Below are 26,158 nucleotides of genomic sequence, written 5' to 3'. Positions count from 1 at the left end.
TGACGGTGGGCACGGGGCGTCGAAAACCGAACGGCATGATGTTGAGAGGAGTGTGGACATGGGGTTACTCGTCGAGGGGCAGTGGCAGTGGCAGTGGCAGTGGCAGTGGCAGTGGCAGTGGCAGTGGCAGTGGCAGTGGCAGGACAAATGGTACGATACCGCCGCCAGCGGCGGACGATTTCAGCGCTTGGCGTCGGTGTTCCGCAACTGGATAACGCCCGACGGTAGCGCCGGTCCCGAAGGGCGCGACGGCTTTCACGCCGAAGCCGGCCGCTACCATCTTTATGTGTCATTGGCGTGCCCTTGGGCGCACCGCACCCTGCTGATGCGTCAGTTGAAAGGGTTAACCCAGTTAATCCCCGTCTCGGTGGTCCACCCGCTAATGCTCGAGAACAGCTGGACCTTCAGCCAGGATTTTCCCGGCGCTACCGGCGATCCCCTGTTCGACAAAGCGTTTCTTTATCAACTCTATTTACAGGCGGATCCCGGCTACAGCGGCCGCGTTACGGTACCGGTGCTGTGGGATAAGCAGCAGCAGACCATTGTCAGCAATGAATCGGCGGATATCCTGCGGATGTTCAATAGCGCGTTCGACGGCGCCGGCGCGCTGGCCGGCGACTATTACCCCCCTGACCTGCGCGCCGCCATTGATGAGATCAACGGCTGGGTATACCCGCAGGTCAATAATGGCGTCTACAAAGCCGGCTTCGCTACCCGTCAGGAAGCCTACGATGAGGCGGCGAAGGAGGTTTTCGCTGCTCTGGCGCGACTAGAGGAGATCCTCGGCCGACATCGCTATTTGACCGGCCCCCGCCTGACCGAAGCGGATTTACGGCTGTGGACCACGCTTATCCGCTTTGATGCGGTGTACCACACCCACTTCAAATGCGATCGTCAGCGCCTGAGCGACTATTTGAACTTGTCGGGGTTTTTGCGCGATATTTATCAGCTGCCGGGCATTGCCGAAACGGTAGATTTCGCCCATATTCGCCACCATTATTTCCGCAGTCATCCGATCCGACCCTCAATCCGCACGGTATTATTTCTATCGGGCCGCAGTTCGATCTCGGCGAACCCCATGGTCGCGCGCAGCGTTTCGGCGCCCGCGAGGCGTGAGCGTCGACCGCCGGACAGCGGCGGTAGGCGCTTTGACTAAACGATTTGTGAAACCGGTCGCTTGCCGGACGGCGACGGCGGGCGTTAGCTAAACAGTTTGGGAATTTCGCGCAGGAACCAAGATTTGGCTTCGCCCATGCTGTCGCGGCGCCAGGCCATGATGATATCGCTGCCGGCGCTGTACTCCGGGCTAACCACCCGCAGCCGCCCGGCGGCGATATCCGCCTCCACCAGCGGGTAAGGCATCGTCGCCACCCCCAGCCCGGCGAGCAACGCCTTATGTTTATCCGCCATCGTGCTCACCGTTAGGCGCTGCTGTTTATCCAGCAGTTGCACCGTCAACACCGGCCGTTCGCGGGCGGTATCGGCGATGGCAATCCCGCGATATTTGACGCGGGTGACTTCGGACAGCGGTTCAGGCTCCTGGTGGATCGGATGATCGGGGCTGGCGACGTAAACATTGAGCAAGCGGTAAAGTTTGCGGCTGTTGATTTCCAAGGACGCGCGGAAATGCAAATCCGGCGCAATGACGATATCGGCCCGCCCTTGTTCCAGACGCTCCCAGGCGCCGGCCAGCACTTCACTAATAATGGAAACTTGGGTGTTGGCTTTGCGCGCCAGTTTGTCTATCAGCGGAAACAGTTTCTCAGCGGGGACCAGTGCTTCGGTCACCAGCGTCAGGTGGGTTTCCCAGCCGCGCGCCAGCGCCTCCGCGTCGGTGGTAAGCTTATCCGCCGCTTCCAGTAACACCCGCCCGCGCTCCAGCAACATACGGCCGACATTGGTGAATTTGGTGCGATGGCCGGAGCGGTCGAACAAGACCACATCCAGCTCCTCCTCCAATTTCTGCATAGTGTAGCTTAGCGCCGAAGGCACCCGTCCCAATTCACCCGCCGCGGCGGCAAAGCTGCCGCGCCTATCGATCGCATCCATTACCCGCAGGGCTTCCAACGTCAATGCCCGGTCTTTAGCCATCGGATCTTCTCATTCAGGATTTTTGAATATGGCGTCCAGATTAACTTGCTAACAATCCGCCGTCCAGCCGCTTACACTTTATCCAGACCCCGTGGAAACAGATTACGCCATGATTACTTGCAGAACAGCCCAGCAATACGGCCAGGCGGACTTCGGATGGTTGCAGGCACGCTATACCTTTTCTTTCGGCCACTATTTCGATCCGGCTTTCTTACACTACGCTTCTCTGCGGGCGCTGAACCAGGAAGTGCTGGCGGTCGGCGCCGCCTTCCAGCCGCGGACCTATCCCCCCGTCGATGTGTTGAATATCGTCTTGCGGGGCGAAGCCGAATACCGCGATAGCAACGGTCATGCCGTCCGCGTGGCCGCCGGCGACGCGTTGATGCTGGCCGCCCAGCCCGGCGTTAGCTATAGCGAGCATAATATCGGCGCGCAACCGCTGACCCGCATGCAACTGTGGCTCGATGCCTGCCCCACGCGGGAAAATCCCGCCGTGCAATCGCTTACGCTGCCCGTAGCCCCCCACGTCCTGCTGGCCTCGCCACAGGGGGAACAGGGGAGCCTGAGGCTGCGCCAGCAGGCGTGGGTGCATCGGGTGACGCTGGCGGCGGGCGAGAGCCTGACGGTACCGCTAAACGGCCGACGCGCTTATGTGCAATCGGTGTATGGCCAGGTGGAGATTGGCGGTATGCAGAGCGCGCGCGGGCAGCTTTCCTGCGGCGACGGCGCGTTTGTGCATGATGAGCAGCCCCTGACATTGCGAGCCACTGCGCCGTTGCAGGCACTGTTGCAGGCGCTGTTGATTGATTTGGCCGGCGACGACCGACCGGCGCCGTAAGCACGCGGACGCCAACGGCAAAAAAAACCCCCGCACCAGGGTGAGGCGCGGGGTTAACGCAAGAGTGGAGTTGACCGTTAAGCCGGGTTCTGTCGTGGACAGTCATTCATCTAGGCCAGCGCTCGCGCGCTGGCTCAAGCAGCCTACCCGGGTTCAGTACGGGCCGTACCATGTGAACCCCTATTTGGCCTTGCTCCGGGTGGAGTTTACCGTGCCGCGAACTGTTACCAGCCGCGCGGTGCGCTCTTACCGCACCCTTTCACCCTTACCTGTTCCCGCCTGCGCAGGCCATCGGCGGTTTGCTCTCTGTTGCACTTGTCGTGGGTTTGCACCCCCCAGGCGTTACCTGGCACCCTGCCCTATGGAGCCCGGACTTTCCTCCCCTTCCCCTGTTTCCCTTGCGGGGACGACGGCGAAGCGGCGACTGTCTGGTCAACTCCGGGGCGCAGTATAGGCACTTTCCCGACGCTTGTCATCCGCGATATGCGTTCCAGGAATGACGCCGCAGCGCCGCGTTACGCTTTTTGCTGCCAATCGAGGGCGTAGCGGTACAGCGCATTCTTTTTCACGCCGTGGATCTCCGCCGCCAGCGCCGCGGCTTTTTTCAGCGGCAATTCGGCCAGCAACAGCGCTAACATGCGCAGCGCCTCCGGCGGCAGCGCATCGTCCGGCGCGCGATAGCCTTCGACGATGAGCACCATTTCGCCGCGGCGGCGCATGTCGTCCTCCCGCACCCAGGCCAATAGCTCCCCGACGGGCCCGCCGTGAAGGGATTCCCAGGTTTTGGTCAGCTCCCGCGCCAGCACCACGTAGCGCAGCGGCCCCCAGGCGGTGGCCATATCCTCCAGGCTCTCCAGCAACCGGTGGGTGGACTCGTAGAAAATCAGCGTGCGCGGCTCCTGTGCCAGCCCCTGTAGGGAATCGAGGCGCGCTTTGCGCTTCGCCGGCAGAAAGCCTTCATAACAGAAACGATCGGAAGGCAGCCCGGCGGCGGACAGGGCGGTAATGGCCGCGCAGGCGCCCGGCAGCGGCACGACGCGAATTCCGGCCTCGCGGCAGCGGCGCACCAGATGATATCCCGGGTCGTTGATAAGCGGCGTGCCGGCGTCAGAGACCAGCGCTATACTTTGTCCGTCTTGCAGTTTCGCCAATAAAACGTCCGCCTTTTGCTGTTCATTATGGTCATGCAACGCGAACAGCCGCGCATTTATGGCAAAATGTTGTAACAATAGACCGGTATGACGGGTATCCTCAGCGGCAATAAGATCAACGCCCTGTAGGACAGACAGCGCCCGCCGGGTGATGTCCTCCAGATTACCAATGGGAGTCGGTACCACATACAGCGTTGCTGCGGAAATATCCGCTTGTTGGTGTTGATTCATTGTTTCATCCGGATTGCCGATTTAATATTGAGCATCTTGAAAAAAACATCACTGGATACAGTATGCTTTCCTCCTATGTATTGGGTTTTAAAACAGGACGTCTGATTCCTGTCTTGCTGGCCTCGTTGATACTGGCCGCGTGTACCACCCAGGGTCCGGAAAGCCAGACCGGCCGCGCGTCCATTCCGGCCAACGCCAATGCCGACTATTATTTGCAGCAGATGCAGCAAAGCCGCAATGATACCAAGACCGACTACCAATTACTCGCCATTCGCGCGTTGATTAAAGAAGGGCGCCTGCCGCTGGCGCAACAGCGCCTGCGCTACACCCAGGCGATGATCGATGCCGGTCAGAGCCAACCTTCGCTGGATTTGGTACGGGCCTATATTGCTCAGGCTCCGCTGCTGACCGACCCGGCCGCCCGTCAGCAAAATATCGATAAAACCTGGCAAACGCTGGTGTCGCTCCCGTCCCAGCAGGGCAATCTGGTCATCAACGCCAATGAGAACGTGCTGCAGGGCTGGCTGGATCTGTTGCGGGTCTATCAGGACAACCGTCAGGATCCTACTCTGCTGCAAGCGGCAATAAAAGACTGGCAGACCCGCTATCAGCAAAACCCGGCGGCGAAAACCCTGCCCACCCCCCTGGGCCAGGTGCAAAACTATTCATCGTCATCGGTGGGGGGCATTGCTTTGCTGCTACCGCTGAACGGTCAGGCGCAGGTATTTTCCAACGCGATTCAGCAGGGGTTTACGGCGGCGAAAAACGGTCTGACCGCACAACCAAGCGCCCCGGTTCAGGATCCTAACGCTGCCGGGCAGACCGCCGATGGCGCCAACCTTAACGACGGCGCGCCGGCGGGCGAGACGCCGAAGCGCCGGCCCCCGCCGCCGCTTCTACCGCCAGCAGCGTGCAGGTGAAGGTCTATGATACCTCCAGCCAGCCGCTGCCGGCGCTCCTGGCCCAGGCGCAGCGGGACGGCGCCAGTATGATAATCGGTCCGCTCTTGAAAAACGACGTGGAGCAGTTGTACAACGATAACGCCGGCGCCGCGGCCGCCGGCACGCTGAATGTCCTGGCGCTCAATCAGCCGGAACATCTGCAATCGCGGCCCAATATTTGCTATTTTGCCCTGTTTCCGGAAGATGAAGCGCGCGACGCGGCCAACCATATTCACCAGCAGGGCCGACAGCCGCCGCTGTTGCTGTTGCCGCGCGGCGCGCTGTATGCCAGTTCGCGCAGCTATCAGGCCGATGCCGGTCCCGATTACCGCCTGGAAATGGAGAGGCTGGAATTCAGCGATATCCCGCTGCTGACCGGCGACAACCCGGCGCTGCTGTCGCAGATAAGCGCCCAGTTCCGCGGTGATTATTCGCTGGTGCGGCTGTACGCCATGGGCATGGACGCCTGGACGCTGGCCAATCACTTCAGCGAAATGCACCAGCTTCCGGGCTTTCAGGTCGCGGGCGAAACCGGCACGCTATCGGCAACGCCGGATTGCGTGATCAACAGGACGTTGTCATGGCTGAAATACGAGCGGGGCCAACTCATAGCGGCACGGTAAGCGGCCGCTCACGCGGGGCGCAGGCGAAGCGGTTCGCGCGTCGCCGCCGAAAGCGTGACGCCAGTTTTGACACTTCCGCCTGTCGCTTCGACATTATCGCCATTACCGGAAGCCGGGTAGAATGGCTAAAAGACGCCTTTGGCGCACCGTAATGACGCCCCATTCATTTTTTGACTTATCAGGTTGTTAAACGTGCTGGAAAGAATAAAAGGCTGTTTTACCGAAAGTATCCAAACCCAGATAGCGGCGGCGGAAGCGCTGCCCGACGCCATCGCCCATGCCGCCAATGTACTGGCGCAGGCGCTGCTCGGCGATAAAAAAATCTTATGCTGCGGCAACGGCACCTCCGCCGCCAACGCGCAGCACTTCGCCGCCTGTATGCTGAATCGTTTTGAAGCCGAGCGCCCCAGTCTGCCGGCAATGACGTTGAATGCCGATACCGTGGTGTTAACCGCCATCGCCAACGATCGCCAGCATGACGAGATCTACGCCAAGCAGGTGCGCGCGCTCGGGCAGGTCGGCGATATCCTGCTGGCGATTTCCACCCGCGGCAACAGCCGTGATATCGTGAAAGCCGTCGAGGCGGCCGTCACCCGGGACATGAAAATTATCGCCCTGACGGGCTACGACGGCGGCGAATTGGCCGGCCTGCTCGGTCAACAGGACGTTGAAATCCGCATCCCGTCCCATCGCAGCGCGCGGATTCAAGAGATGCATATGCTCACCGTGAACTGTCTATGTGATTTGATAGATAATAAGCTGTTTCCCCACCTGGACGATTAAGGAGCCCAGATGAAAGTTCATACGCCATTAATACTGCTGTGTACCGCCTTGATGCTGCAAGGATGCGTCGGCGCGGTGGTGGTTGGTACCGCCGCGGTCGCCACCAAAACCGCCACCGATCCCCGCACCGTCGGCACCCAAGTCGATGACGGCACGCTTGAAGCCCGGGTCGCCAATGCGCTGGCCAAAGATCAGCAACTGAAGAAAGAGGCGCGCATTGTCAATACGGCCTATCAGGGCAAAGTCCTGCTAACCGGCCAGGCGCCGACCCCCGAACTTGCCGAACGCGCCAAGCAGATTGCGATGGGCGTCGACGGCGCCACCGAGGTCTATAACGAAATCCGTCAGGGGCAGCCGGTGTCGCTCGGACGCGCGTCAATGGATACCTGGATCACCACCAAGATCCGTTCGCAGCTGCTGGCCAGCGACGCGGTCAAGTCCTCCAACGTCAAAGTGACCACGGAGAACGGCGAAGTCTTCCTGCTGGGGCTGGTGACCAACGCCGAAGGCAAGGCCGTGGCCGAAGTCGCCAGTAAAGTGAACGGCGTGAAACATGTCACGACCGCCTTCACCTACTTGCAGTAATCGCGGTTTAGGCCGACCGCTGTTAACCGCGGCTTAACGCAGGCCCGTCTGCGCCAGATAAGCATCACCGCCCATTTGCCGCATCTGGCGCAGGATCCAACGCTGCCGTTGGCGAACATAGACGCTGGGAGCGTCGGCGCTTAAGCTCAGCGGGTTGGGTAATACCGCCTCCAGCAACGCCGCCTCCACGCCAAATATGCCCTCGCCAAATTCCGCAATATTCAAATACACGGTCAAAATGCGCCGCTTGGTCCACACCCCCTCTATCCCGAGCGTCAGGCCGGTTTCCAGTCCTTTACGCAGCCAGCTGCGCCCCTCCCACAGCAGCAGATTCTTCGCCGTCTGCTGCGATAGAGTGGACGCGCCGCGAATATGCCGGCTGCGCGCATTGTGGTTGAGCGCATCGCGGATAGCGGTGATATCGAACCCCCAATGGCGGGAAAACTTTTGGTCCTCGGCCGCCATCACCGCCAACGCCATCGGCGGGGCAATAGCCCGCATCGGCACCCAGCGCGAGTGGGCGGCATAGCGGAAATCCCCTCTTAGCCAGTGGTCTATTTGCCGCTCCGCCATGACGGCGGTGAAAGGCACCGGCACAAAGGCGAACAACACTATCGCCAGCAGCCATAGCGCCACCAGGGCCAGACAGCCTCTCAATAGCCAGCGCCATACGCGCCGCAGCAGGGAGCGATCGCCAGCGCGACCCCTCATGGGATAAATTCCAGCACGCGCGCCATCAGTTTGTCGATACCTTTGGCCACCTCGGCAATCGAGGTCTCCTGCATATAGGCCGGCGTGGTTATGATGTTGTTATCGCCGTCGATAACGATGTCATCCACCGGGCAGGTGACATGGATCGCGCCCATGTCGTCTACCATCTCGGCGGCATCGACATCGGTGCCCAGCGTTAACCGTAGCGGGACCGCCAGAATTTTGGGCAATAGCGCCGGCGCGATGCAAATAAAACCTAATGGCTTGCGCTTTTCGTGCATCGCCTGCACCAGGCGCGCCAGTTCGGCATCGACTTCACAATCAGCGCCCGTTTGCGCCAAATTGCTGAGGTTTTTTGCCACACCGAAGCCGCCGGGGACGATCAGCGCATCAAGTTCATCGGCGCTGGCCGCCGATAGCGGCTGGATATGCCCGCGCGCGATCCGCGCCGCTTCCACCAGCACATTGCGCCGTTCGTCGCACGGCTCGCCGCTAAGATGATTTATCACCTGCAACTGCGGTTTATCGGGCGCAAAACAGAGCGCGCCGGCCCCCGCGCGGTCGATGGCCAAAAGCGTAAGCACCGCTTCATGAATTTCACTGCCGTCATTGACGCCGCAGCCTCTCAACACGACACCGATCCGTTTCATTGGCTAGATTCCTTCTGTCTGGTAGGTGAACTTGTTATTTCCATTGACAAAATCTGTATTACATCCCAAATTTTAATGGATCTTGTAATATTATTCTGTTGTTTTGCTATGGTTTATCCATGAATACGGGTGACGTCTTTTCTCCGTCCCCTACCCCCGCTGAGCCTTCTCGGCGGTAAACCGTTTCTCTGGTGTTGGCGCAATCTTCGCGCACCCCGGCATAAGTCGGGGTCATTTTTTTTCTGCCAGCTGAACCCAATCACGCAACGTTTGCACATCGTGGCGCCATTCGTGCTTCAACTCGTCGATCCACTCCTGGACGTTATCCCACCAGGCCGGCAGCTCAGGGTTTTGGATCTGCTGCGCCAACTGCTGCAAATGACGTAGCCCTACCGACCCCGCAGCGCCCTTGATTTTGTGCCCCTCTTCAGCGATGCCTTGCCGATCGCGGGCGGTCATGTTGGAATCTAGGATCACCAGATAGCCGGGCATCATTTTTTCAAACATCGCCAGGCTTTGCGTAATCAATGACAGCCCCACCAGTTCCAGGTACTGTTCCAGCATGGCGGTGTCCAATACCTGCCGGTTTTTATCCACCGCCGCCGGCTCTGCCGGCGCCACAACGGCGGCGCTATCAGCATGATCCCAAAACGTCTTTATCACCTGGGTAAGCGCCGCGATCTCTAGCGGCTTGCTGAGTACATCGTCCATGCCGGCCGCCTGGTACTCTTTTTTGTCCTTCAAGACGTTGGCGGTCAGCGCGATGAGCGGCGGCATATGCCGCCCCTGATAGCGGCTCTTCAACTGGCTGGCGATATCCAGACCGGTCATATCCGGCAGTTGAATATCCAATAGCACCAGGTCGAACTCATCGGGATCGAACATTGCCAGCGCGTCCTTGCCGGTCATCACGACCTCCACGCTGCTGCCGAGCTTCTCCAGTACGGAGCGGGCCACCAAGACGTTCAGCTCGATGTCCTCCACCAGCAGGACATTTAGCGCCGGCAGCGGCATCGCCTCTTCATCCTCAACCTGCTCTTGCACCTGCGCCACTTCCGGCGCCACGATGGATAGCGTAAAGCAAGAGCCTTGGCCGGGTTGGCTCTTAACGGTGATATCGCCGCCCATCGCCTGCGCCAGCCGTTTGGAGACCGCCAGGCCAATCCCGGTGCCGGTCGCCGGCTTGCCGCCGTGCTGCCCTTTCACCTGGTAATACATAGCGAAAATCTTCTCTTGCTCCTCTTCAGGAATGCCGATACCGGAGTCCTGCACGTCAAAGCATAAACGGTCCTGCTGTTCACGCCAGATGTGGATCACGATCTCACCCTGTCGGGTGAATTTCACCGCGTTGCCGATGAGGTTCCACAGGATTTGCCGCAGGCGGGTGCCGTCGGCGATGATAGAGCGGGGCAGCGGCTGATGCGGCGCCATCACCAGCTTCAGCCCTTTCGGCTGCACCAGCAGGCCGGAAAGGTTTTCTAAATCCATCAAGAAATCGGTGAAATCCAGCGGCTGATTGTCCAACCGTACCTTGCGGCGCTCCAGCTTATCCATTTCGATAATATCGTTGAAGATATAGCCTAAGGTAACCGCGCTGACATGGATGGTTTTCAGGTAGTTATGCTGCTCTTGCGTCAGTTGGGTATCCAGCAAAATCCGGCTCAAACCCACGATGCCGTTAAGCGGCGTACGCAGCTCATGGCTAATGGTGGAGATAAAGGTGGTTTTCTCCCGGCTGGCGCTTTCCAGCGCGTCCTGATAGCGCTTACGCTCGGTAATATCGCGACCAAAGCCCATGAGGCCGTGGCGCTTGCCGATACGATCGTAAAACGGGACTTTGCGCAGCTCAAAGCAGGCTTTACGACCGTCGGGATATTCCAGCCATTGCTCATAGGTGAGTGAAACGTTATGGCGGAAGACCTTTTCATCGGTTTCGATCACCTTTTCCGCGATCTCGGGGGAATACACCTCGCGCGGGGTAAGCCCCACCAACTGTTTCTCACTTTTGCCGGTGAGCAGCTCGGTGGCGCGGTTACAGCCGGAAAACTCTTTGTTCTCATTACGGTAGTACACCAGGTCGGGCGATGCATCGAGGAAGGAGCGCAAGAGCGAGGACTGCTGCTCAAGCTCTACCTGCGCCTGTTCACGCCGCGCCATTTCCTCGGTCAGTTTCTCCATCGCCCCGCGCCGCGCCTCTTCGGCCTTTTCGCGGTCTGCCATCTCCTGGTTGAGCTGAGCGATGTTGTTTTGCAGTTGGGCGTTGAGCTGTAAATCGCGATTGCGCATTTCCTCAAGCTTACCCACCAGCCGCGACAGGCGCTGGCGTGACGCCTCAAGCTGCTCCACCACCACCGACAAAAAGTAGACCGCCCACGGAGTGATTAACAGACCGAAGAAAATGGAGCGCACGACGTCGATACTCTCCACCTCGCCCCTGAGCACCATCGTGACGGCCATTTGGACGATCATCGCCAGAACCACCAGCGCCGAGGCCAGCAGCAAGGAGAAGCGTACCAAGCCGAGTTTCACCATCAGGTCGACATAATATTGAGCCAGCAGGCGAATTTGCTTCATGGAAGATTCCTTTAAGGGCAATAGATGAATCATACCGTAAATAATTCCTACTGAACCAGTCCGGGTGCGTCACCCTCGCCGGAGATGTTGAAAACGCGAGTGGGATCAAAATGGCGGCAAGGGGGGCGGTCTCGGCGCATGCGCCGTCTCCCGTTCAGGCCTGGCGTCGATCTGTGGTGTGATGCCGGTATGGCTCGCGCTGCGGCGTCAAAGCGCGGTGGTGGAGGGCGGTGCCCAATCGGCAATATCGCCGCGCGCGTGGGCTGGCCGGTAAATGCGCACAAAAGGAGTAAGCGATCACAAACTCTCTTCGGCGGCGGGGAGCCGCCAAGGTGTGCCGATGGCGCTGCCCTTCGGTCCTTGTTCCTGTAGATAGTGGTACACGGCCAGCATGCCGTCCCAACGATTTGCGCACCATTGTGACGCGAGCAGTAGGGAACGATGAGCATTGGCGGATACACGATGAAAGATAATGTCAGGGGGGGGGTATGGAGAATCATTTCGCCGGCGATGGCGGCATAGGCCGCCAGCGTCAGCGTCGTCAACCTGCCCGCCCGCCAGGCGCGGGCCAATACGCTGCCGTCAACGATATGCAGCGGATGCAATTTTAGACCCACCACGCCCTCAGCTATGACTTTGCTGAGGGTGTCGAGGCACGCCGTCGCGTCCTCGCCGGGCAAACCAATAATAATGTGAGTGCACACTTTCAGTCCTCGCTCCAGCGCCAGGGCAACGGTGCGCTGGTAACAGGCAAAATCATGGCCGCGGTTGATGCGCCGTAGGGTTTTATCCTGCGCGCTCTGTAAACCCAACTCCAGCCAGATTTCATAGCCCTTGTCCTGATACTCGGCCAGCAGATCCAGCACCGACAGCGGCACGCAATCGGGTCGAGTGCCGACACATAAGCCGGCGATATTCCCTTGGCTAAGCGCTTGTTGATACAGGCTGTCCAAAACCCGCACTTCTGCATAAGTACTGGTATAGGCCTGGAAGTAGGCGAGATAGCGTTTGGCGCGATCCACCCCGCGGCCTGGCCGGCCAGCTGTTCGGCGATAGGAGAATATTGCCGCTGCGGATCGCTGAACGCCTCGACATTGCAAAAGGTGCAGCCTCCCCGTCCCCGTGTGCCGTCGCGATTGGGGCAGCTAAAACCGCCGTGTAGGCTGAGTTTATGGATCTTCTCGCCGTAGCGGCGCTGGAGATCGTTGCCAAACATATTGACTAATTTCTGTAACTGCATAGGCTATGGATCCGGTGTTTCCGTCGCCCTGAAGCTTACGCTTTTCCCCGCCCTCAAATGCTGACCGCGATCAAATACCCTGACCGTCCTCTTTCAATGGCATAAATATGCATTACAATCGAAAATTGAAGCACTTTCCTGGGGATTAATAATTTTTATTCCGCCCCTGTGATTCATTCAAATGCGCACTAATCCTGAAAAACAGTGGCATCCGTCACAGAAAATGGCGATGACAGAATAACGTGCTACCAAAGCGCCCCGCACTAGCATGGTGCAGAGATAGCGGCGCTGCACTACAGTGAGACAGCGCAATACCCAGGCCCCTCGCCGACGCCTCATTAACGGGATAAAAATCACACTTTATTATTATCTTTCAAATAGTTAATCCATAAATTTCTTTTATCACCGTCCTTTACATGGATATTTGACCTGCGTGGTGAATATCGTTAATTTGGAAGGCCGCTGGAAGAAATCCTGACGGGGCAACGACTCGTCATATTTATGCAGTTATTGAAGACTCCTTCTTAATACTAGTCGTTTATCAGTGTCAGACCGCCACGAGAGGTATTGAGTGAGAGCGGGACAGCAGAGCGCAGAAATGGTTTCATCCTGCCATCCGCTGCCGTTCCATACCGATTCGCCTCCTCGCAGCAGGTTGTGTGAGTTAGCAGGAGCCTGGGGAGGTTCACGATATGTTGTACGATTCTACGCACGAGAAGGACAACTGCGGCTTCGGCCTGATTGCCCATATAGAGGGCGAGCCCAGCCATAAGGTCGTGCGCACCGCCATTCATGCGCTGGCCCGTATGCAGCATCGTGGCGCGATCCTGGTCGACGGCAAGACCGGCGACGGCTGCGGGCTGCTTTTGCAAAAAACCGATCGCTTCTATCATATGGTGGCGCAGGAGCGCGGCTGGCGGCTGGCGAAAAACTACGCCGTCGGCATGATGTTCCTGAGCCAGGATGAAGAGGAAGCCCGCGCCAGCCGCCGCATCGTCGAAGACGAGATGCAAAACGAGACGCTGTCCATCGCCGGCTGGCGTGACGTCCCCATCAACGCCGACGTATTGGGCGATATTGCGCTGTCTTCACTGCCGCGTATCGAACAAATTTTCGTTAACGCCCCCGCCGGCTGGCGCCCGCGCGATATGGAGCGCCGCCTGTATGTGGCGCGTCGCCGTATTGAAAAGCGCGTCACCGACGACAGTTTCTACGTCTGTAGCCTGTCCAATTTGGTGACCGTGTATAAAGGCCTCTGCATGCCGGCGGACCTGCCGTGCTTTTATCTCGACCTGGCGGATTTGCGGCTGGAATCGGCCATCTGCCTATTCCATCAGCGCTTTTCAACCAACACCGTGCCGCGCTGGCCGCTGGCCCAACCGTTCCGCTACTTGGCCCATAACGGTGAAATCAATACTATTACCGGTAACCGGCAGTGGGCGCGCGCGCCTACAAGCTGAAAACGCCGCTGATCCCCGATTTGCAAGATGCCGCGCCGTTCGTCAATGAAACCGGCTCGGACTCCAGTTCGCTGGATAATATGCTGGAGCTGTTTTTAAGCGGCGGGATGGATCTCATCCGCGCCATGCGCCTGTTGGTGCCGCCCGCCTGGCAGAACAACCCGAATATGGATCCCGAGCTGCGAGCCTTCTTCGACTTTAACTCGATGCATATGGAGCCCTGGGACGGCCCGGCCGGTCTGGTGATGTCCGATGGCCGCTTCGCCGCCTGTAACCTGGATCGTAACGGCCTGCGCCCGGCGCGCTATGTCATTACCACCGATAAGCTCATCACCTGCGCCTCCGAGATCGGTATATGGGACTACCAGCCCGACGAAGTCGTGGAAAAAGGCCGCGTCGGCCCCGGCGAACTGATGGTAATAGACACCACCAGCGGGCGCATTCTGCACTCGGCGGAAACCGATAACGATCTCAAAAGCCGCCATCCCTATAAAGAGTGAATGGAGCGCAACGTGCGCCGCCTCACGCCGTTTGAGGATCTGCCGGACGATCAGGTGGGGTTCCGCGCGCTGGATAATGATTTGCTCAGCAGCTATCAAAAACAGTTCGGTTATACTTTTGAAGAGCTGGACGCCATCGTGCGCGTGCTGGGGGAAAACGGCCAGGAAGCCACCGGGTCGATGGGCGACGATACGCCGTTCGCCGTGCTTTCCAGCCGGCCGCGGGTGATTTATGACTATTTCCGCCAGCAGTTCGCCCAGGTGACCAACCCGCCTATCGACTCGTTGCGCGAGGCCCACGTGATGTCGCTGGCCACCTGTATCGGCCGCGAAATGAACGTGTTTAGCGAAGCGGAAGGTCAAGCGTACCGTTTGGCGTTCAAATCGCCCATCTTACTCTATTCCGACTTTACCCAGCTCACGACGCAGGCGGGGGATCACTATCGCGCCAACAAGCTGGATATCACCTTTGAGCCGACGCAGGCGAGCCTGCACGACACGCTCTTAGGCTTGTGCGATCGGGCGGAAGACATGGTGCGCCAGGGCACGGTGCTGCTGGTGCTGACCGACCGCGCTATCGCGCCGGGCCGCATATCGGTGCCGGCGCCGATGGCGGTGGGGGCCATCCATACCCGCCTTGTGGAAAAGAACCTGCGCTGCGACGCCAACTTGATTGTTGAAACCGCCAGCGCCCGCGATCCGCACCACTTTGCGGTGCTGCTGGGCTTCGGCGCCACCGCTATCTATCCGTTCCTGGCCTATGAAAGTCTGGCCGGGATGGTGGATAACGGCACCATCGAGAAAGATTATCGTACGGTGATGCTGAACTTCCGCAATAGCATCAACAAGGGGCTGTACAAGATCATGTCCAAAATGGGCATTTCAACCGTCGCCTCGTACCGCTGCTCGAAGCTGTTTGAAGCGGTAGGTCTGCATCGCGATCTGACCGATCTGTGCTTCCAGGGCGTGGTCAGCCGCATTGGCGGCGCCAGCTTTAGAGATTTCGAGCTGGATTTACTGAACCTGTCGAAACGGGCCTGGCTGAAACGCAAAGCCCTCGATCAGTGCGGGCTGTTGAAATACGTCCACGGTGGCGAATATCACGCCTACAATCCTGATGTGGTGCACACCCTGCAACAGGCGGTACGGAGCGGCGATAGGCAGGATTATCGTCAGTATGCCGATCTGGTCAACCAGCGTCCGGTCGCGACGCTGCGGGATTTGCTGCAACTGAAGCCCAACGGCCAAGCGGTCGCATTGGATCAGGTGGAGCCGGCCGAAGCGCTATTTAAACGGTTCGACACCGCCGCGATGTCCATCGGCGCACTCAGCCCGGAGGCCCACGAGTCGCTGGCCCAGGCCATGAACGGGCTGGGCGGTTTCTCCAACTCCGGCGAGGGGGGTGAAGATCCCGCCCGTTACCGCACCGATAAAGTCTCGCGCATCAAACAGGTCGCGTCCGGGCGCTTCGGGGTCACGCCGGCCTATCTGGTCAATGCCGACGTCATCCAGATTAAGGTGGCACAAGGCGCCAAGCCCGGAGAGGGCGGCCAACTGCCTGGCGACAAGGTCACGCCGTATATCGCGCGCCTGCGCTATTCGGTATCCGGCGTCACGTTGATTTCGCCGCCGCCGCATCATGATATCTACTCGATAGAAGACCTGGCACAGCTGATTTTCGATCTCAAGCAGGTAAACGCCAAGGCGCTGATTTCGGTCAAGCTGGTGTCCGAGCCGGGCGTCGGCACCATCGCCACCGGCGTGGCCAAAGCCTATGCGGATTTGATAACCATTGCCGGTTATGACGGCGGCATCGGCGCCAGCCCGCTGTCCTCGGTGAAATACGCCGGCTCGCCCTGGGAATTGGGCCTGGTGGAAACCCAGCAGGCGCTGGTGGCCAACGGGCTGCGCCATAAAATTCACCTACAGGTGGACGGCGGGCTCAAAACCGGCCAGGACATCATTAAGGCGGCGATCCTCGGCGCCGAAAGCTTTGGCTTCGGGACCGGCCCGATGGTGGCGCTCGGCTGCAAATATCTGCGCATCTACCACCTTAACAACTGCGCCACCGGCGTCGCGACCCAGGACGAAAAACTACGCCGCGATCATTACCACGGCCTGCCGGAACGCGTGACGAATTATTTTCAATTTATCGCGCAGGAAACGCGCGAAATCATGGCGGAGCTGAGCGTGACCCGCCTGGTGGATTTGATAGGCCGCACCGATCTGCTTTGCGAGCTTGACGGGATAACCGCCCGGCAGAATAAGCTGGATCTCGCGCCGCTGCTCGCCACCGCGCAGCCCCATCCGGGCAAGGCGCTGTATTGCACCGAGGAGCGCAATCCGCCGTTTGACCCGGGAGCAATGAATAAAACCCTACTGCAGCAGGCGATGCCGTATGTGGACGCGCGCCAAAGCAAGACGTTCTACTTCGATATTCACAACACCGATCGTTCGGTGGGCGCATCGCTGTCGGGCGCCATCGCCGACGTTCACGGCGATCAGGGCCTGTCCGCGGATCCGATTAAAGCCCACTTTACCGGCACCGCCGGCCAAAGTTTCGGCGTCTGGAACGCCGGCGGCGTGGAGCTGACCCTGACGGGGGATGCTAATGATTATGTCGGTAAAGGTATGGCGGGCGGCAGCATCGTGGTGCGTCCGCCGGTCGGCTCGGCGTTTTTAAGCCATGAAGCCACCATTATCGGCAACACCTGCCTGTATGGCGCTACCGGCGGCAAGCTGTTTGCCGCCGGGCGGGCCGGCGAACGTTTCGCGGTGCGTAACTCCGGCGCCATCACGGTGGTGGAAGGCGTGGGCGATAACGGCTGCGAATACATGACCGGCGGCATTGTTTGCGTGCTCGGCCGTACCGGCGTCAACTTCGGCGCAGGGATGACCGGCGGCTTCGCCTATGTCCTCGACGAGCATGGCGACTTTGCCAAGCGCGTGAATCCAGAACTGGTGGAAGTCCTGGCCGTGGCGGATTTGACCATTCACGAAGAGCATCTGCGCGGGCTGATAACCGAGCACGTTCATTTGACCGGCTCCCACCGCGGCGAGGAGCTGCTGGCCGATTGGCCGGCCTGGGCGGGTCGCTTCGCGCTGGTGAAGCCAAAATCGAGCGATGTGAAAGCGTTATTGGGCCACCGCAGCCGCTCCGCGGCAGAATTGCGCGTGCAAGCGCAGTAAGAGGTTAATGATGAGTCAAAATGTCTATCAATTTATCGACCTACAGCGTGTGGATCCACCGAAAAAGCCGCTGAAGGTGCGTAAAATTGAATTTGTGGAAATCTACGAGCCGTTCTCCGACTCGCAGTCCAAAGCGCAGGCGGACCGTTGTCTCTCCTGCGGCAACCCTTACTGTGAATGGAAATGTCCGGTCCACAACTACATTCCCAACTGGCTGAAGCTTGCCAACGAGGGGCGCATTATCGAAGCGGCTGAACTTTCGCACCAGACCAACAGTCTGCCGGAAGTGTGCGGGCGCGTCTGCCCGCAGGACCGGTTGTGCGAGGGCTCCTGCACGCTCAACGACGAGTTCGGCGCGGTCACTATCGGCAATATTGAACGCTATATTAACGACAAAGCCATTGAAATGGGCTGGAAACCCAGCGTTGCCAACGTCGTTCCCACCGGCAAACGGGTGGCGATTGTCGGCGCCGGCCCCGCGGGGCTGGCCTGCGCTGACGTGCTGGCGCTCAACGGCGTACAGGCGGTGGTGTTTGACCGTCATCCTGAAATCGGCGGTTTGCTGACTTTCGGCATTCCCGCCTTTAAGCTGGAAAAAGAGGTGATGATAAAGCGCCGCGAAATCTTCAGCGACATGGGCATTGAGTTCCGATTGAATACCGAAATCGGTAAAGATGTGCAGCTGAGCGATCTGCTCGGCGAATACGATGCGGTGTTTTTGGGCGTCGGCACCTATCAATCGATGCGCGGCGGTTTGGACAACGAAGATGCGCCGGGCGTGTATGACGCGTTGCCGTTTCTGGTCGCCAATACCCGTGAACTGATGGGCTTCGGTAACCCCGCCGAAGCGACCTATGTCAACATGAGCGGCAAACGCGTGGTCGTGCTGGGCGGTGGCGATACTGCCATGGACTGTGTCCGGACCTCCATTCGCCACGGCGCCAGCCGGGTTGTCTGCGCCTATCGCCGCGACGAGGAAAACATGCCCGGCTCCCGCCGTGAGGTAAAAAACTCGCGCGAGGAAGTGGTGGAGTTCATGTTCAATCTGCAGCCGGTAAGCATCGAAGTGGACGCCGAGGGCCGGACCTGCGGCGTGAAGATGGTCCGTACCGCCATGAGCGCGCCGGATGCCCACGGACGCCGCCGCGCGGAAATCGTTACCGGCTCTGAGCATATTCTTGATGCCGATGCGGTGGTCGTCGCCTTCGGCTTCCGTCCGCACCACATGAGCTGGCTGGCCGATTTCAGCGTTGAACTGGACAGCCAAGGCCGGATCATGGCGCCGGAACACGGCGCGGCCGCCTTCCAGACCAGCAATCCGAAGATCTTCGCCGGCGGCGATGCGGTACGCGGCTCCGATCTGGTGGTCACCGCCATTGCTGAAGGGCGTAAAGCGGCCGAAGGCATCATGGATTATCTGGAAGTGTAAGCGCTTCCATCCACGCTAGGGTCAGAAACACACGCCGTCCCGCCGCAATGCCGGGACGGCGTTTTATTGTGCGGTTTGGAACCGGCGTGTTTCTGATAAAGGCGGGATCAGGCCGCAAATCAGCGGCCTGGGGCGGGCAGCGCCGCAACGTTGTCGTCGGGCAATTACTTCACCACGCGCAATGAAAGTCGGCCACCGCCGCGCGGCGGCGTGGGCGGCTCGTCTTCCGGATCATCGGCCTGCGCGTTGTCGGGCCGATCGCCGTCGATAACCGACATGACGGTTTCCGTGGTCGGGTCTTCAGCGCTGTCGTCGTCGGCCACTTCGGGCTCAAACATCGTGCCGGCGCCGTTTTCACGGGCGTAAATCGCCAGCACGGCCGCCATCGGCACTACCACCTGACGCGGAACCCCGCTAAAGCGGGCGTTGAATTGCACTTCATCATTGCCCAGCGCCAGATTCGCCACCGCGCGCGGCGCGATATTGAGCACGATTTGCCCGTCGCGGGCAAATTCCATCGGCACCATCACGCCATCCACGTTGACATCCACCACGAGATGCGGCGTCAGCTGATTATCAAGCAACCATTCGTAAAACGCCCGCAGCAGGTAAGGCCGGCGCGGCGAAAGCTGAGTCACTTCCATCCCTTTACCCCCGGATCTGTAGGCGCATTTCGCGCTCGGCTTCGGTCAGCGAGGCCAGGAAGGCATCGCGTTCAAATACGCGCGTCATATACCCTTTCAGCTCTTTGGCGCCCGCGCCGGCCAGTTCAATGCCCAGCTGCGGCAAACGCCACAGCAGCGGCGTCAGGTAGCAATCCACCAGGCTGAACTCTTCGCTCATGAAAAACGGCGCTTCGTTGAACACCGGCGCCACCGCCAGCAGCTCCTCGCGCAGTTGCCGACGCACGTTATCTGCCTCGCTGCCGCTGCTTTGCTCGATTTTGCGCATCAGCGTGTACCAATCGTTTTCGATGCGGTGCATCATCAGGCGGCTGGTGCCGCGCGCTACAGGATAAACAGGCATCAGCGGCGGATGAGGGAACCGTTCATCCAGGTATTCCATGATAATGCGTGACTCGTAAAGCGTCAGTTCGCGATCGACCAGCGTCGGCACAGTGCGGTAGGGGTTAAGGTCAATCAGGTCCTGCGGCAGATTATCCATCTCAACCTGCTCAATTTCGACACTTACCCCTTTTTCCGCCAGCACGATGCGCACTTGATGGCTGAAAATGTCGGTCGTGCCGGAAAACAGCGTCATCACCGAACGTTTGTTGGCAGCGACAGCCATGAAAACCTCCAAGTTTATTGAGAAAATACCGCGAATAACCCTAACCCAGGGTTATTTTCCTGATTTGTCCGCCGTTGACCCGTAGCCACTTTGCCCGCTGCAACCGGAACCGGAAAGCTTGCAGCCGGTTGACAAAACGCCAGACAAGTAAACAGGCATATAATATAAGCGTTGGCTAGTTTATCAGATTTTGCCTGTTTTGTGGGGCACGATATGGCAAATCAGCGTGAATAACTGGCTGCGGTTGATATTCCAGGCGGGTCAGGACGCAATAAATAAAAAAAACCCGGACGGGTCCGGGCTTTTTGTGGCAGTGAATACTGCGAAATTAACGTTTGGAGAACTGCGGACGACGGCGTGCTTTACGCAGACCGACTTTCTTACGTTCAACCTGACGGGCGTCACGGGTAACAAAACCGGCTTTGCGCAGATCGGCGCGCAGCGTTTCGTCATATTCCATCAGCGCACGGGTGATACCGTGGCGAATGGCGCCTGCCTGACCGGAGATGCCGCCACCTTTAACGGTGATGTACAGATCCAGTTTGCCCACCATGTCGACCAGCTCCAGCGGTTGGCGAACGACCATGCGGGCGGTTTCGCGACCGAAGTACTGATCCAGACTACGCTGATTAATAACGATGTTGCCGCTGCCCGCCTTAACGAAGACGCGAGCGGAAGAGCTTTTGCGGCGACCAGTGCCGTAATATTGATTTTCAGCCATTGCCTATAATCTCGATTAAATGTCCAGAACTTGCGGTTGCTGTGCCGCGTGGTTGTGCTCGGTACCGGCGTAAACTTTCAGTTTACGGAACATAGCACGACCCAGCGGGCCTTTTGGCAGCATGCCTTTAACCGCGATTTCAATCACACGCTCAGGGCGGCGGGCAATCATCTCTTCAAAGGTCGCTTGTTTGATACCACCGACGTGACCGGTGTAGTGATAGTAGATCTTATCGTTACGCTTGTTGCCGGTAACGGCCACTTTGTCAGCGTTCAGAACAATGAGATAATCACCGGTATCCACATGCGGCGTATATTCCGCTTTATGCTTGCCGCGCAGACGACGAGCCAGTTCGGTAGCAAGACGGCCAAGGGTTTTCCCTTCGGCGTCGACAACATACCAGTCACGTTTGACCGTTTCCGGCTTTGCTGTAAAAGTTTTCATTAAAAGCTTACTCAATTTAAGTTTCACTTTGGTGAACACCCAAACGCTTCAATGAACAGTTATGAGGCTCACACAGCTTTCAGTCCAGCAAACCTACCCCTTCAGTAGCCGTTGCTGGCGCGATTGAAGTTTTGGGAAAAAACCTCAATGTAACGTGGGGCCGCAAGATTATAGAGAAGTCATCCGCAAAGATCGACCCTTTTTTACGTCATCAGGGCTGATGCGCCAACCGGAGATACTCCTCGCTCTGCATTTCCTGCAAACGCGACAAGTAGCGCTGGTACTCGAAGCGCAGCAGCTGCCCCTGATAGAGCGCCGCCATCGGCACGCTGGCGGCGACCACCAGCTTGACGTGGCGCTCGTAGAACTCATCCACCAGCGCCAAAAATCGTCGGGTGGTATTTTCCTCGTCGCTGCTCATCGGCCGCACATTGTGCAGCAGGACGCTATGAAAGCGCTCGGAGAGCACGATATAGTCGTTTTGACTGCGCGCGCCGCCGCACAGCTCGGCGAAATCCAGCGCCACCACCCCGTCGGTCACGCCCAGGGTCGGCAGCGGCCGATGATTGATTTCCAGCGCCGGGGCCTCGCCCTCAAGCGCGAGATGTTTCCCCGCCAGGGCGCTGAACATCCGCGCCATCGCCCGGTCCGTCTCGCCGCCGAGGGGGCTGAGCCACAAATTGGCCTGCGTCAAGGTGCGCAGCCGGTAATCGATGCCGGCATCGACATTCATCACTTCGCAATGGCGTTTGATAAGTTCTATGGCCGGCAGGAAACGCGCGCGCTGTAACCCGTTGCGGTAAAGATCGTCCAGCGGAATATTGGAGGTGGCCACAAGCGTAATGCCGCGGGCAAACAGCGCCTGCATCAGGGTACCCAGCAGCATCGCGTCGGTAATATCGGTCACGAAGAATTCATCAAAGCAGAGCACGTCGGTCTCGGCTTTGAAGCCGTCGGCGATGATCTCCAGCGGATCCTGATGGCCCTGGAGACGGGTCATCTCTTCATGCACCCGCAGCATAAAGCGGTGGAAATGCAGCCGCAGTTTACGCTCGCCGGGCAGGCTGCGATAAAATAAATCCATCAGCCAGGTCTTGCCTCTGCCTACTCCGCCCCACATATATAAACCCTGGACCGGCTCGTCCGTTGCGCGCTCACCCTTGCCAAGCCATTTTTTGCCCAGCAGGCGTAACAGGCCCGAGGGGGCGCTGGCGGCGGTGTTTTGCGCCGCGCCCAACTGCTGATGGATCCGGTCCAGGCGGGCAATGGCGGCGGCCTGGACGTCATCGGGCTGGTATTCCCCTTGCGCCAGCATCTGCTGATAAAGGGACAACGGCGAAGTGGCTTGCATGTGGCTGACGTTCCCTGAATGAAAATGAAAGGTAAAAAAGCGCGTGCCGCACATCCTAAACAGCGGCGCGGTCGAACACAATAGCCCCGCGTCCCGGCCGGTAACCCGTCGTCACACTCTCCGGTTCCACTGATGGCGCGTTACCGGTTATAGTGAAGCTAACTGTGTATTAAACCCTACGGGACAACGAAGTCAAAAATAGGAGTCATTATGACCTGGGAATATGCGCTGATTGGATTGGTGGTGGGCATTATCATCGGTGCGGTCGCCATGCGGTTCGGTAATCGTAAACTGCGTCAGCAGCAAACGCTTCAACACGAGCTGGAGAAGAGTAAAGCCGAGCTGGACGAGTATCGCGAAGAGCTGACCAGCCATTTCGCCCGCAGCGCCGAATTGTTGGACAATATGGCCGACGATTACCGTCAGCTGTATCAGCATATGGCCAAAAGCTCCAATAGCCTGCTGCCGGACCAGCGCCGCGAAGATAACCCGTTCCGCTATCGTCTGACCGAAGCGGAAGCGGACAACGATCAAATCCCGGCGGAAATGCAGCCGCGGGATTACCCGGAAAGCGCCAGCGGCTTGCTGCGCACCACGCGCGGCTTGCGCAAATAGCGCCGCCAGCCCGCGTTTTGCCGGCGTCGACGCGCGCCCCGGCTGAACTTTCCGTACCCGGCAGGGTCATAATGGCGATTATGCTACCGTCACCGGGTGCCTGAACCAGGGTATCTGATACGAAAACGAGCGAGTTAACGTTACAATGAAAACAACACCTCTATTCAGCGCATTGGCGCTCAGTATCGGGCTGAGCCTACTCCCTTTTTTGGCGCCCCGGGCGGCGCTGCCGGCCGAAGTGGCGGGGCAGTCCATGCCCAGCCTGGCGCCGATGCTGACCAAAGTCCTGCCGGCGGTGGTAAGCGTCCATGTTGAAGGCTCCCAGCCCGTCCGGCGTCCCACTCTGCCCAAGGAATTCAAATACTTCTTCGGTCCCGACACCCCGGGCGGCAACGGCGGAACGCGTCCGTTTGAAGGGCTGGGATCAGGGGTCATCATCAACGCCGCGAAGGGTTATGTGATCACCAACAATCATGTGGTCAACGGCGCGGACAAGATCAAAGTGCAGCTCAATGACGGTCGCGAATTCGACGCCAAGCTGGTAGGGCACGACGAGCAGACCGATCTGGCGCTGCTGCAGTTGCCCTCCCCGAAAAACCTCAGCGAGGTGACCATGGCCGACTCCGACGTCCTTAAGGTCGGCGATTTCGCGGTCGCGGTGGGCAACCCGTTCGGCCTCGGCCAGACCGTCACGTCCGGTATCGTATCCGCCCTGGGCCGCAGCGGCCTGAATTTGGAGGGCCTGGAGAACTTCATTCAGACCGATGCCTCCATCAACCGCGGCAATTCCGGCGGCGCGCTGGTTAACCTCAACGGTGAGCTTATCGGCATCAACACCGCCATTCTGGCGCCGGGGGGCGGCAATATCGGCATCGGTTTCGCCATCCCCAGCAACATCGTCAAAAACCTGAGTCAGCAACTGATTGAATATGGCGAAGTCAAACGCGGCCAGTTGGGCATTAAGGGCACCGAGCTGACCGCCGATATCGCAAAAGCCTTTAACATCGACGCCCAGCGCGGCGCGTTCATCAGAGAAGTGTTGCCGAATTCCGCCGCGGCCAAGGCCGGTATCAAAGCCGGCGATATCATCGTCTCGGTGGAAAACAAGCCGATTCAGAGTTTCGCCGAACTGCGGGTGAAAGTCGGCACGACCGCCCCCGGTAAAACCGTCAAACTTGGCCTGCTGCGCAACGGCAAGCCGCAAACGGCGTCGGTGGTCCTGGATGACAGCGCCTCCGCCACCACCAGCGAAGAGATCCTCACTCCGGCGCTGCAGGGGACTTCTCTGAGCAATGGTCAGTTGAAAGACGGCACCAAGGGCGTTCAGGTAGAGGATGTCGTGAAAGATTCCCCCGCCGCCGCGATCGGCCTGCAGAAAGGCGATGTGATCGTGGGCCTGAACCGCGAACGGGTACAGAGCCTGGCACAACTGCGCAAAGTGTTGGAAGCCAAACCGGCGGTCATGGCGCTAAATATCGTGCGCGGCGACGCGAGTATTTTCCTGTTACTGCGCTAAGGGATTAAAAAAACGGACGCCGGCGCTGCGGTGTCCGTTTAACTCATGTTATCCTGCCGCTATTTTCCACTACCCCTGCGAGTCCCATGCTCCTCAAGTTGTTACGTGCCGTCATTATCGGTTTCATTGTCGCAGCCCTATTGCTGGCGCTGGTGCCCACGCTTCGCTCCACCACCGGCCAGTTGCTGCATCGTGCCGATAATATAGCGATAGCGAGGAGCCCGTCAGTTATAATCAGGGGGTGCGCCGCGCCGGCGGTGGTCTACGTGTATAACCGCAGCATGAACAGCAGCGCCCATAACCAGTTGGAAATCCGCACGCTGGGCTCCGGCGTCATTATGAACCAGAAAGGCTACCTGCTGACCAACAAACATGTCATCAACGACGCCGAGCAAATTATCGTCGCGCTGCAGGACGGGCGGGTGTACGAGGCGCTGCTGGTCGGTTCGGACAGTCTGACCGATCTGGCGGTGCTGAAAATCGACGCCAACAACCTGCCGGTGATCTCCATCAATCCCGACCGCCAGCCCCATATCGGCGATGTGGTGATGGCGATTGGCAATCCCTACAATCTGGGGCAGACGATTACCCAAGGCATTATTAGCGCCACCGGCCGCATCGGTTTGAGCCCGTCCGGGCGGCAGAATTTCCTGCAAACCGACGCCTCCATTAACCACGGCAATTCCGGCGGCGCGCTGATCAACACGCTTGGCGAGCTGGTGGGCATCAATACTCTATCGTTTGATAAGAGCAATAACGGCGAAACGCCGGAAGGTATCGGTTTCGCGATTCCGACCGCGCTGGCCACCAAGGTGATGAACAAGCTGATTCGCGATGGTCGGGTGATCCGCGGCTATATCGGTATCGGCGGCCGTGAAGTAGCATCGATGCACAACGGCGGCGGCCTCGATCGCATTCAAGGCATCATCGTCAACGAAGTGACGCCGGGCGGCCCGGCGGCGCAGGCCGGTATTCAGGTGGAAGATGTGATCCTGAGCGTCAACCATAAGCCAGCCATTTCCGCGATCGAAACGATGGATCAGGTGGCGGAAATTCGTCCCGGATCGCGTATTCCGGTAGAGATCTTGCGCAACGGCAAAAAATTGACTGTCGAGGTCACCATTCAGGAATATCCCGCCTCAAACTAAAGCGCCGTGCGCGCCCCGCCATAACGCGCTAGCCGCCGCAGAGGCGACACCGACGAGCAACACGCCAATCACCCAAA

General features: G+C 59.0%; 17 protein-coding genes, 1 other RNA gene and 5 pseudogenes. 11 read left to right on the top strand and 12 right to left on the bottom strand.

Translation table 11 applies throughout. From position 1 onward, the window contains the following. Positions 1-136 precede the first annotated feature (136 nt). A pseudogene (locus tag SOPEG_RS00975) lies at positions 137-1,116 on the top strand (glutathione S-transferase family protein); the annotation flags it as partial. Between the two features lie 84 nt (positions 1,117-1,200). Here SOPEG_RS00975 and SOPEG_RS00970 read toward each other — a convergent pair. After that, a complete protein-coding gene (locus SOPEG_RS00970; protein ID WP_025243966.1) occupies positions 1,201-2,091 on the bottom strand; it encodes a LysR family transcriptional regulator in 891 nt (296 codons plus the stop codon). Between the two features lie 109 nt (positions 2,092-2,200). Between SOPEG_RS00970 and SOPEG_RS00965 the strand changes: the two genes are divergently transcribed. Beyond that, on the top strand, positions 2,201-2,929 hold the full coding sequence (locus SOPEG_RS00965; protein ID WP_025243965.1) for a pirin family protein: 729 nt from the start codon (positions 2,201-2,203) through the stop codon (positions 2,927-2,929). A gap of 62 nt (positions 2,930-2,991) precedes the next feature. Here the strand turns inward: SOPEG_RS00965 and rnpB are convergent. Together rnpB and rsmI are read right to left on the bottom strand one after the other, a co-directional pair. After that, positions 2,992-3,369, bottom strand: an RNA gene (rnpB, locus tag SOPEG_RS23655) — RNase P RNA component class A. A 75-nt stretch (positions 3,370-3,444) separates the two neighbouring features. Continuing rightward, positions 3,445-4,311 (bottom strand): 16S rRNA (cytidine(1402)-2'-O)-methyltransferase, encoded by an 867-nt coding sequence (rsmI, locus tag SOPEG_RS00960; RefSeq protein ID WP_038468022.1) that lies wholly within the window; start codon positions 4,309-4,311, stop codon positions 3,445-3,447. A 62-nt stretch (positions 4,312-4,373) separates the two neighbouring features. Between rsmI and SOPEG_RS00955 the strand changes: the two are divergent. The 4 genes and pseudogenes from SOPEG_RS00955 to dolP all read left to right on the top strand — a co-directional run bounded on the left by SOPEG_RS00955 (position 4,374) and on the right by dolP (position 7,243). Continuing rightward, a pseudogene (locus SOPEG_RS00955) lies at positions 4,374-5,875 on the top strand (penicillin-binding protein activator). A 53-nt stretch (positions 5,876-5,928) separates the two neighbouring features. Beyond that, positions 5,929-6,027, top strand: a pseudogene (locus tag SOPEG_RS29015) (YraN family protein); the annotation flags it as partial. 40 nt (positions 6,028-6,067) lie between these two features. Further along, complete coding sequence (gene diaA, locus SOPEG_RS00950) at positions 6,068-6,658, top strand: DnaA initiator-associating protein DiaA (RefSeq protein WP_025243964.1); 591 nt, start codon at positions 6,068-6,070, stop codon at positions 6,656-6,658. A gap of 9 nt (positions 6,659-6,667) precedes the next feature. Then, entirely contained in the window at positions 6,668-7,243 is a 576-nt protein-coding gene (gene dolP / locus SOPEG_RS00945; protein WP_025243963.1) for a division/outer membrane stress-associated lipid-binding lipoprotein, read from the top strand. Positions 7,244-7,276: 33 nt separating this feature from the next. Here the strand turns inward: dolP and mtgA are convergent, their stop codons facing one another. The 4 genes and pseudogenes from mtgA to mnmL all read right to left on the bottom strand — a co-directional run bounded on the left by mtgA (position 7,277) and on the right by mnmL (position 12,418). Continuing rightward, the gene (mtgA, locus tag SOPEG_RS00940) at positions 7,277-7,954 is read right to left on the bottom strand and encodes a monofunctional biosynthetic peptidoglycan transglycosylase (protein WP_025243962.1); all 678 of its coding nucleotides are present in this window, start codon (positions 7,952-7,954) and stop codon (positions 7,277-7,279) included. After that, a complete protein-coding gene (gene elbB, locus SOPEG_RS00935) occupies positions 7,951-8,604 on the bottom strand; it encodes an isoprenoid biosynthesis glyoxalase ElbB (protein WP_025243961.1) in 654 nt (217 codons plus the stop codon). Before elbB ends, mtgA begins: the two co-directional genes overlap by 4 nt. A 231-nt stretch (positions 8,605-8,835) precedes the next feature. Further along, positions 8,836-11,178, bottom strand: coding sequence for an aerobic respiration two-component sensor histidine kinase ArcB (arcB, locus tag SOPEG_RS00930; protein WP_025243960.1), 2,343 nt, complete (start codon positions 11,176-11,178; stop codon positions 8,836-8,838). 297 nt (positions 11,179-11,475) lie between these two features. Beyond that, a pseudogene (gene mnmL / locus SOPEG_RS00925) lies at positions 11,476-12,418 on the bottom strand (tRNA modification radical SAM protein MnmL/YtqA). A 692-nt stretch (positions 12,419-13,110) separates the two neighbouring features. On the opposite strand from mnmL, the pseudogene gltB reads away from it, so the two are divergent. Together gltB and SOPEG_RS00915 are read left to right on the top strand one after the other, a co-directional pair. After that, a pseudogene (gltB, locus tag SOPEG_RS00920) lies at positions 13,111-17,567 on the top strand (glutamate synthase large subunit). A 10-nt stretch (positions 17,568-17,577) separates the two neighbouring features. Beyond that, a complete protein-coding gene (locus SOPEG_RS00915) occupies positions 17,578-18,996 on the top strand; it encodes an FAD-dependent oxidoreductase (protein WP_025243959.1) in 1,419 nt (472 codons plus the stop codon). A gap of 164 nt (positions 18,997-19,160) precedes the next feature. Here the strand turns inward: SOPEG_RS00915 and sspB are convergent, their stop codons facing one another. The 5 genes from sspB to zapE all read right to left on the bottom strand — a co-directional run bounded on the left by sspB (position 19,161) and on the right by zapE (position 22,802). Next, a complete protein-coding gene (gene sspB, locus SOPEG_RS00910; RefSeq protein ID WP_025243958.1) occupies positions 19,161-19,640 on the bottom strand; it encodes a ClpXP protease specificity-enhancing factor in 480 nt (159 codons plus the stop codon). Between the two features lie 4 nt (positions 19,641-19,644). Next, positions 19,645-20,286, bottom strand: a complete 642-nt coding sequence (gene sspA / locus SOPEG_RS00905; RefSeq protein ID WP_025243957.1) for a stringent starvation protein SspA — start codon at positions 20,284-20,286, stop codon at positions 19,645-19,647. Between the two features lie 328 nt (positions 20,287-20,614). Beyond that, positions 20,615-21,007, bottom strand: coding sequence for a 30S ribosomal protein S9 (rpsI, locus tag SOPEG_RS00900; protein WP_011410081.1), 393 nt, complete (start codon positions 21,005-21,007; stop codon positions 20,615-20,617). Between the two features lie 15 nt (positions 21,008-21,022). Further along, positions 21,023-21,451: a 50S ribosomal protein L13 gene (rplM, locus tag SOPEG_RS00895; RefSeq protein WP_011410080.1), complete on the bottom strand. Its 429-nt coding sequence runs from the start codon at positions 21,449-21,451 to the stop codon at positions 21,023-21,025. A gap of 211 nt (positions 21,452-21,662) precedes the next feature. Continuing rightward, positions 21,663-22,802 (bottom strand): cell division protein ZapE, encoded by a 1,140-nt coding sequence (gene zapE / locus SOPEG_RS00890; RefSeq protein ID WP_025243956.1) that lies wholly within the window; start codon positions 22,800-22,802, stop codon positions 21,663-21,665. Between the two features lie 210 nt (positions 22,803-23,012). Between zapE and zapG the strand changes: the two genes are divergently transcribed. The 3 genes from zapG to degS all read left to right on the top strand — a co-directional run bounded on the left by zapG (position 23,013) and on the right by degS (position 26,081). Continuing rightward, a complete protein-coding gene (gene zapG, locus SOPEG_RS00885; RefSeq protein ID WP_025243955.1) occupies positions 23,013-23,417 on the top strand; it encodes a Z-ring associated protein ZapG in 405 nt (134 codons plus the stop codon). 145 nt (positions 23,418-23,562) lie between these two features. Continuing rightward, positions 23,563-24,933 carry a serine endoprotease DegQ gene (degQ, locus tag SOPEG_RS00880; protein ID WP_025243954.1) on the top strand — a complete coding sequence of 457 codons (1,371 nt, stop codon included), beginning with the start codon at positions 23,563-23,565 and terminating at the stop codon, positions 24,931-24,933. Between the two features lie 86 nt (positions 24,934-25,019). After that, positions 25,020-26,081 (top strand): outer membrane-stress sensor serine endopeptidase DegS, encoded by a 1,062-nt coding sequence (gene degS / locus SOPEG_RS00875; RefSeq protein WP_025243953.1) that lies wholly within the window; start codon positions 25,020-25,022, stop codon positions 26,079-26,081. The last annotated feature ends 77 nt before the right edge of the window (positions 26,082-26,158 follow it).

It is taken from the genome of Candidatus Sodalis pierantonius str. SOPE (assembly GCF_000517405.1).
Taxonomy (GTDB): Bacteria; Pseudomonadota; Gammaproteobacteria; order Enterobacterales; family Enterobacteriaceae; genus Sodalis_C; species Sodalis_C pierantonii.
The sequence above is the reverse complement of the archived record's forward strand: the minus strand, read 5'-3'. Positions and strand labels throughout refer to the sequence as shown.

Excerpts from the sequence above, each read along its gene's own strand:
- dolP (WP_025243963.1), top strand. The coding sequence starts at position 6,668 with ATGAAAGTTCATACGCCATTAATACTGCTGTGTACCGCCTTGATGCTG.
- SOPEG_RS00970 (WP_025243966.1), bottom strand. The coding sequence starts at position 2,091 with ATGGCTAAAGACCGGGCATTGACGTTGGAAGCCCTGCGGGTAATGGAT.
- SOPEG_RS00965 (WP_025243965.1), top strand. The coding sequence starts at position 2,201 with ATGATTACTTGCAGAACAGCCCAGCAATACGGCCAGGCGGACTTCGGA.
- zapE (WP_025243956.1), bottom strand. The coding sequence starts at position 22,802 with ATGCAAGCCACTTCGCCGTTGTCCCTTTATCAGCAGATGCTGGCGCAA.
- SOPEG_RS00915 (WP_025243959.1), top strand. The coding sequence starts at position 17,578 with ATGAGTCAAAATGTCTATCAATTTATCGACCTACAGCGTGTGGATCCA.
- arcB (WP_025243960.1), bottom strand. The coding sequence starts at position 11,178 with ATGAAGCAAATTCGCCTGCTGGCTCAATATTATGTCGACCTGATGGTG.
- degS (WP_025243953.1), top strand. The coding sequence starts at position 25,020 with ATGCTCCTCAAGTTGTTACGTGCCGTCATTATCGGTTTCATTGTCGCA.
- zapG (WP_025243955.1), top strand. The coding sequence starts at position 23,013 with ATGACCTGGGAATATGCGCTGATTGGATTGGTGGTGGGCATTATCATC.
- elbB (WP_025243961.1), bottom strand. The coding sequence starts at position 8,604 with ATGAAACGGATCGGTGTCGTGTTGAGAGGCTGCGGCGTCAATGACGGC.
- rplM (WP_011410080.1), bottom strand. The coding sequence starts at position 21,451 with ATGAAAACTTTTACAGCAAAGCCGGAAACGGTCAAACGTGACTGGTAT.
- rpsI (WP_011410081.1), bottom strand. The coding sequence starts at position 21,007 with ATGGCTGAAAATCAATATTACGGCACTGGTCGCCGCAAAAGCTCTTCC.
- sspB (WP_025243958.1), bottom strand. The coding sequence starts at position 19,640 with ATGGAAGTGACTCAGCTTTCGCCGCGCCGGCCTTACCTGCTGCGGGCG.
- degQ (WP_025243954.1), top strand. The coding sequence starts at position 23,563 with ATGAAAACAACACCTCTATTCAGCGCATTGGCGCTCAGTATCGGGCTG.
- rsmI (WP_038468022.1), bottom strand. The coding sequence starts at position 4,311 with ATGAATCAACACCAACAAGCGGATATTTCCGCAGCAACGCTGTATGTG.
- sspA (WP_025243957.1), bottom strand. The coding sequence starts at position 20,286 with ATGGCTGTCGCTGCCAACAAACGTTCGGTGATGACGCTGTTTTCCGGC.
- mtgA (WP_025243962.1), bottom strand. The coding sequence starts at position 7,954 with ATGAGGGGTCGCGCTGGCGATCGCTCCCTGCTGCGGCGCGTATGGCGC.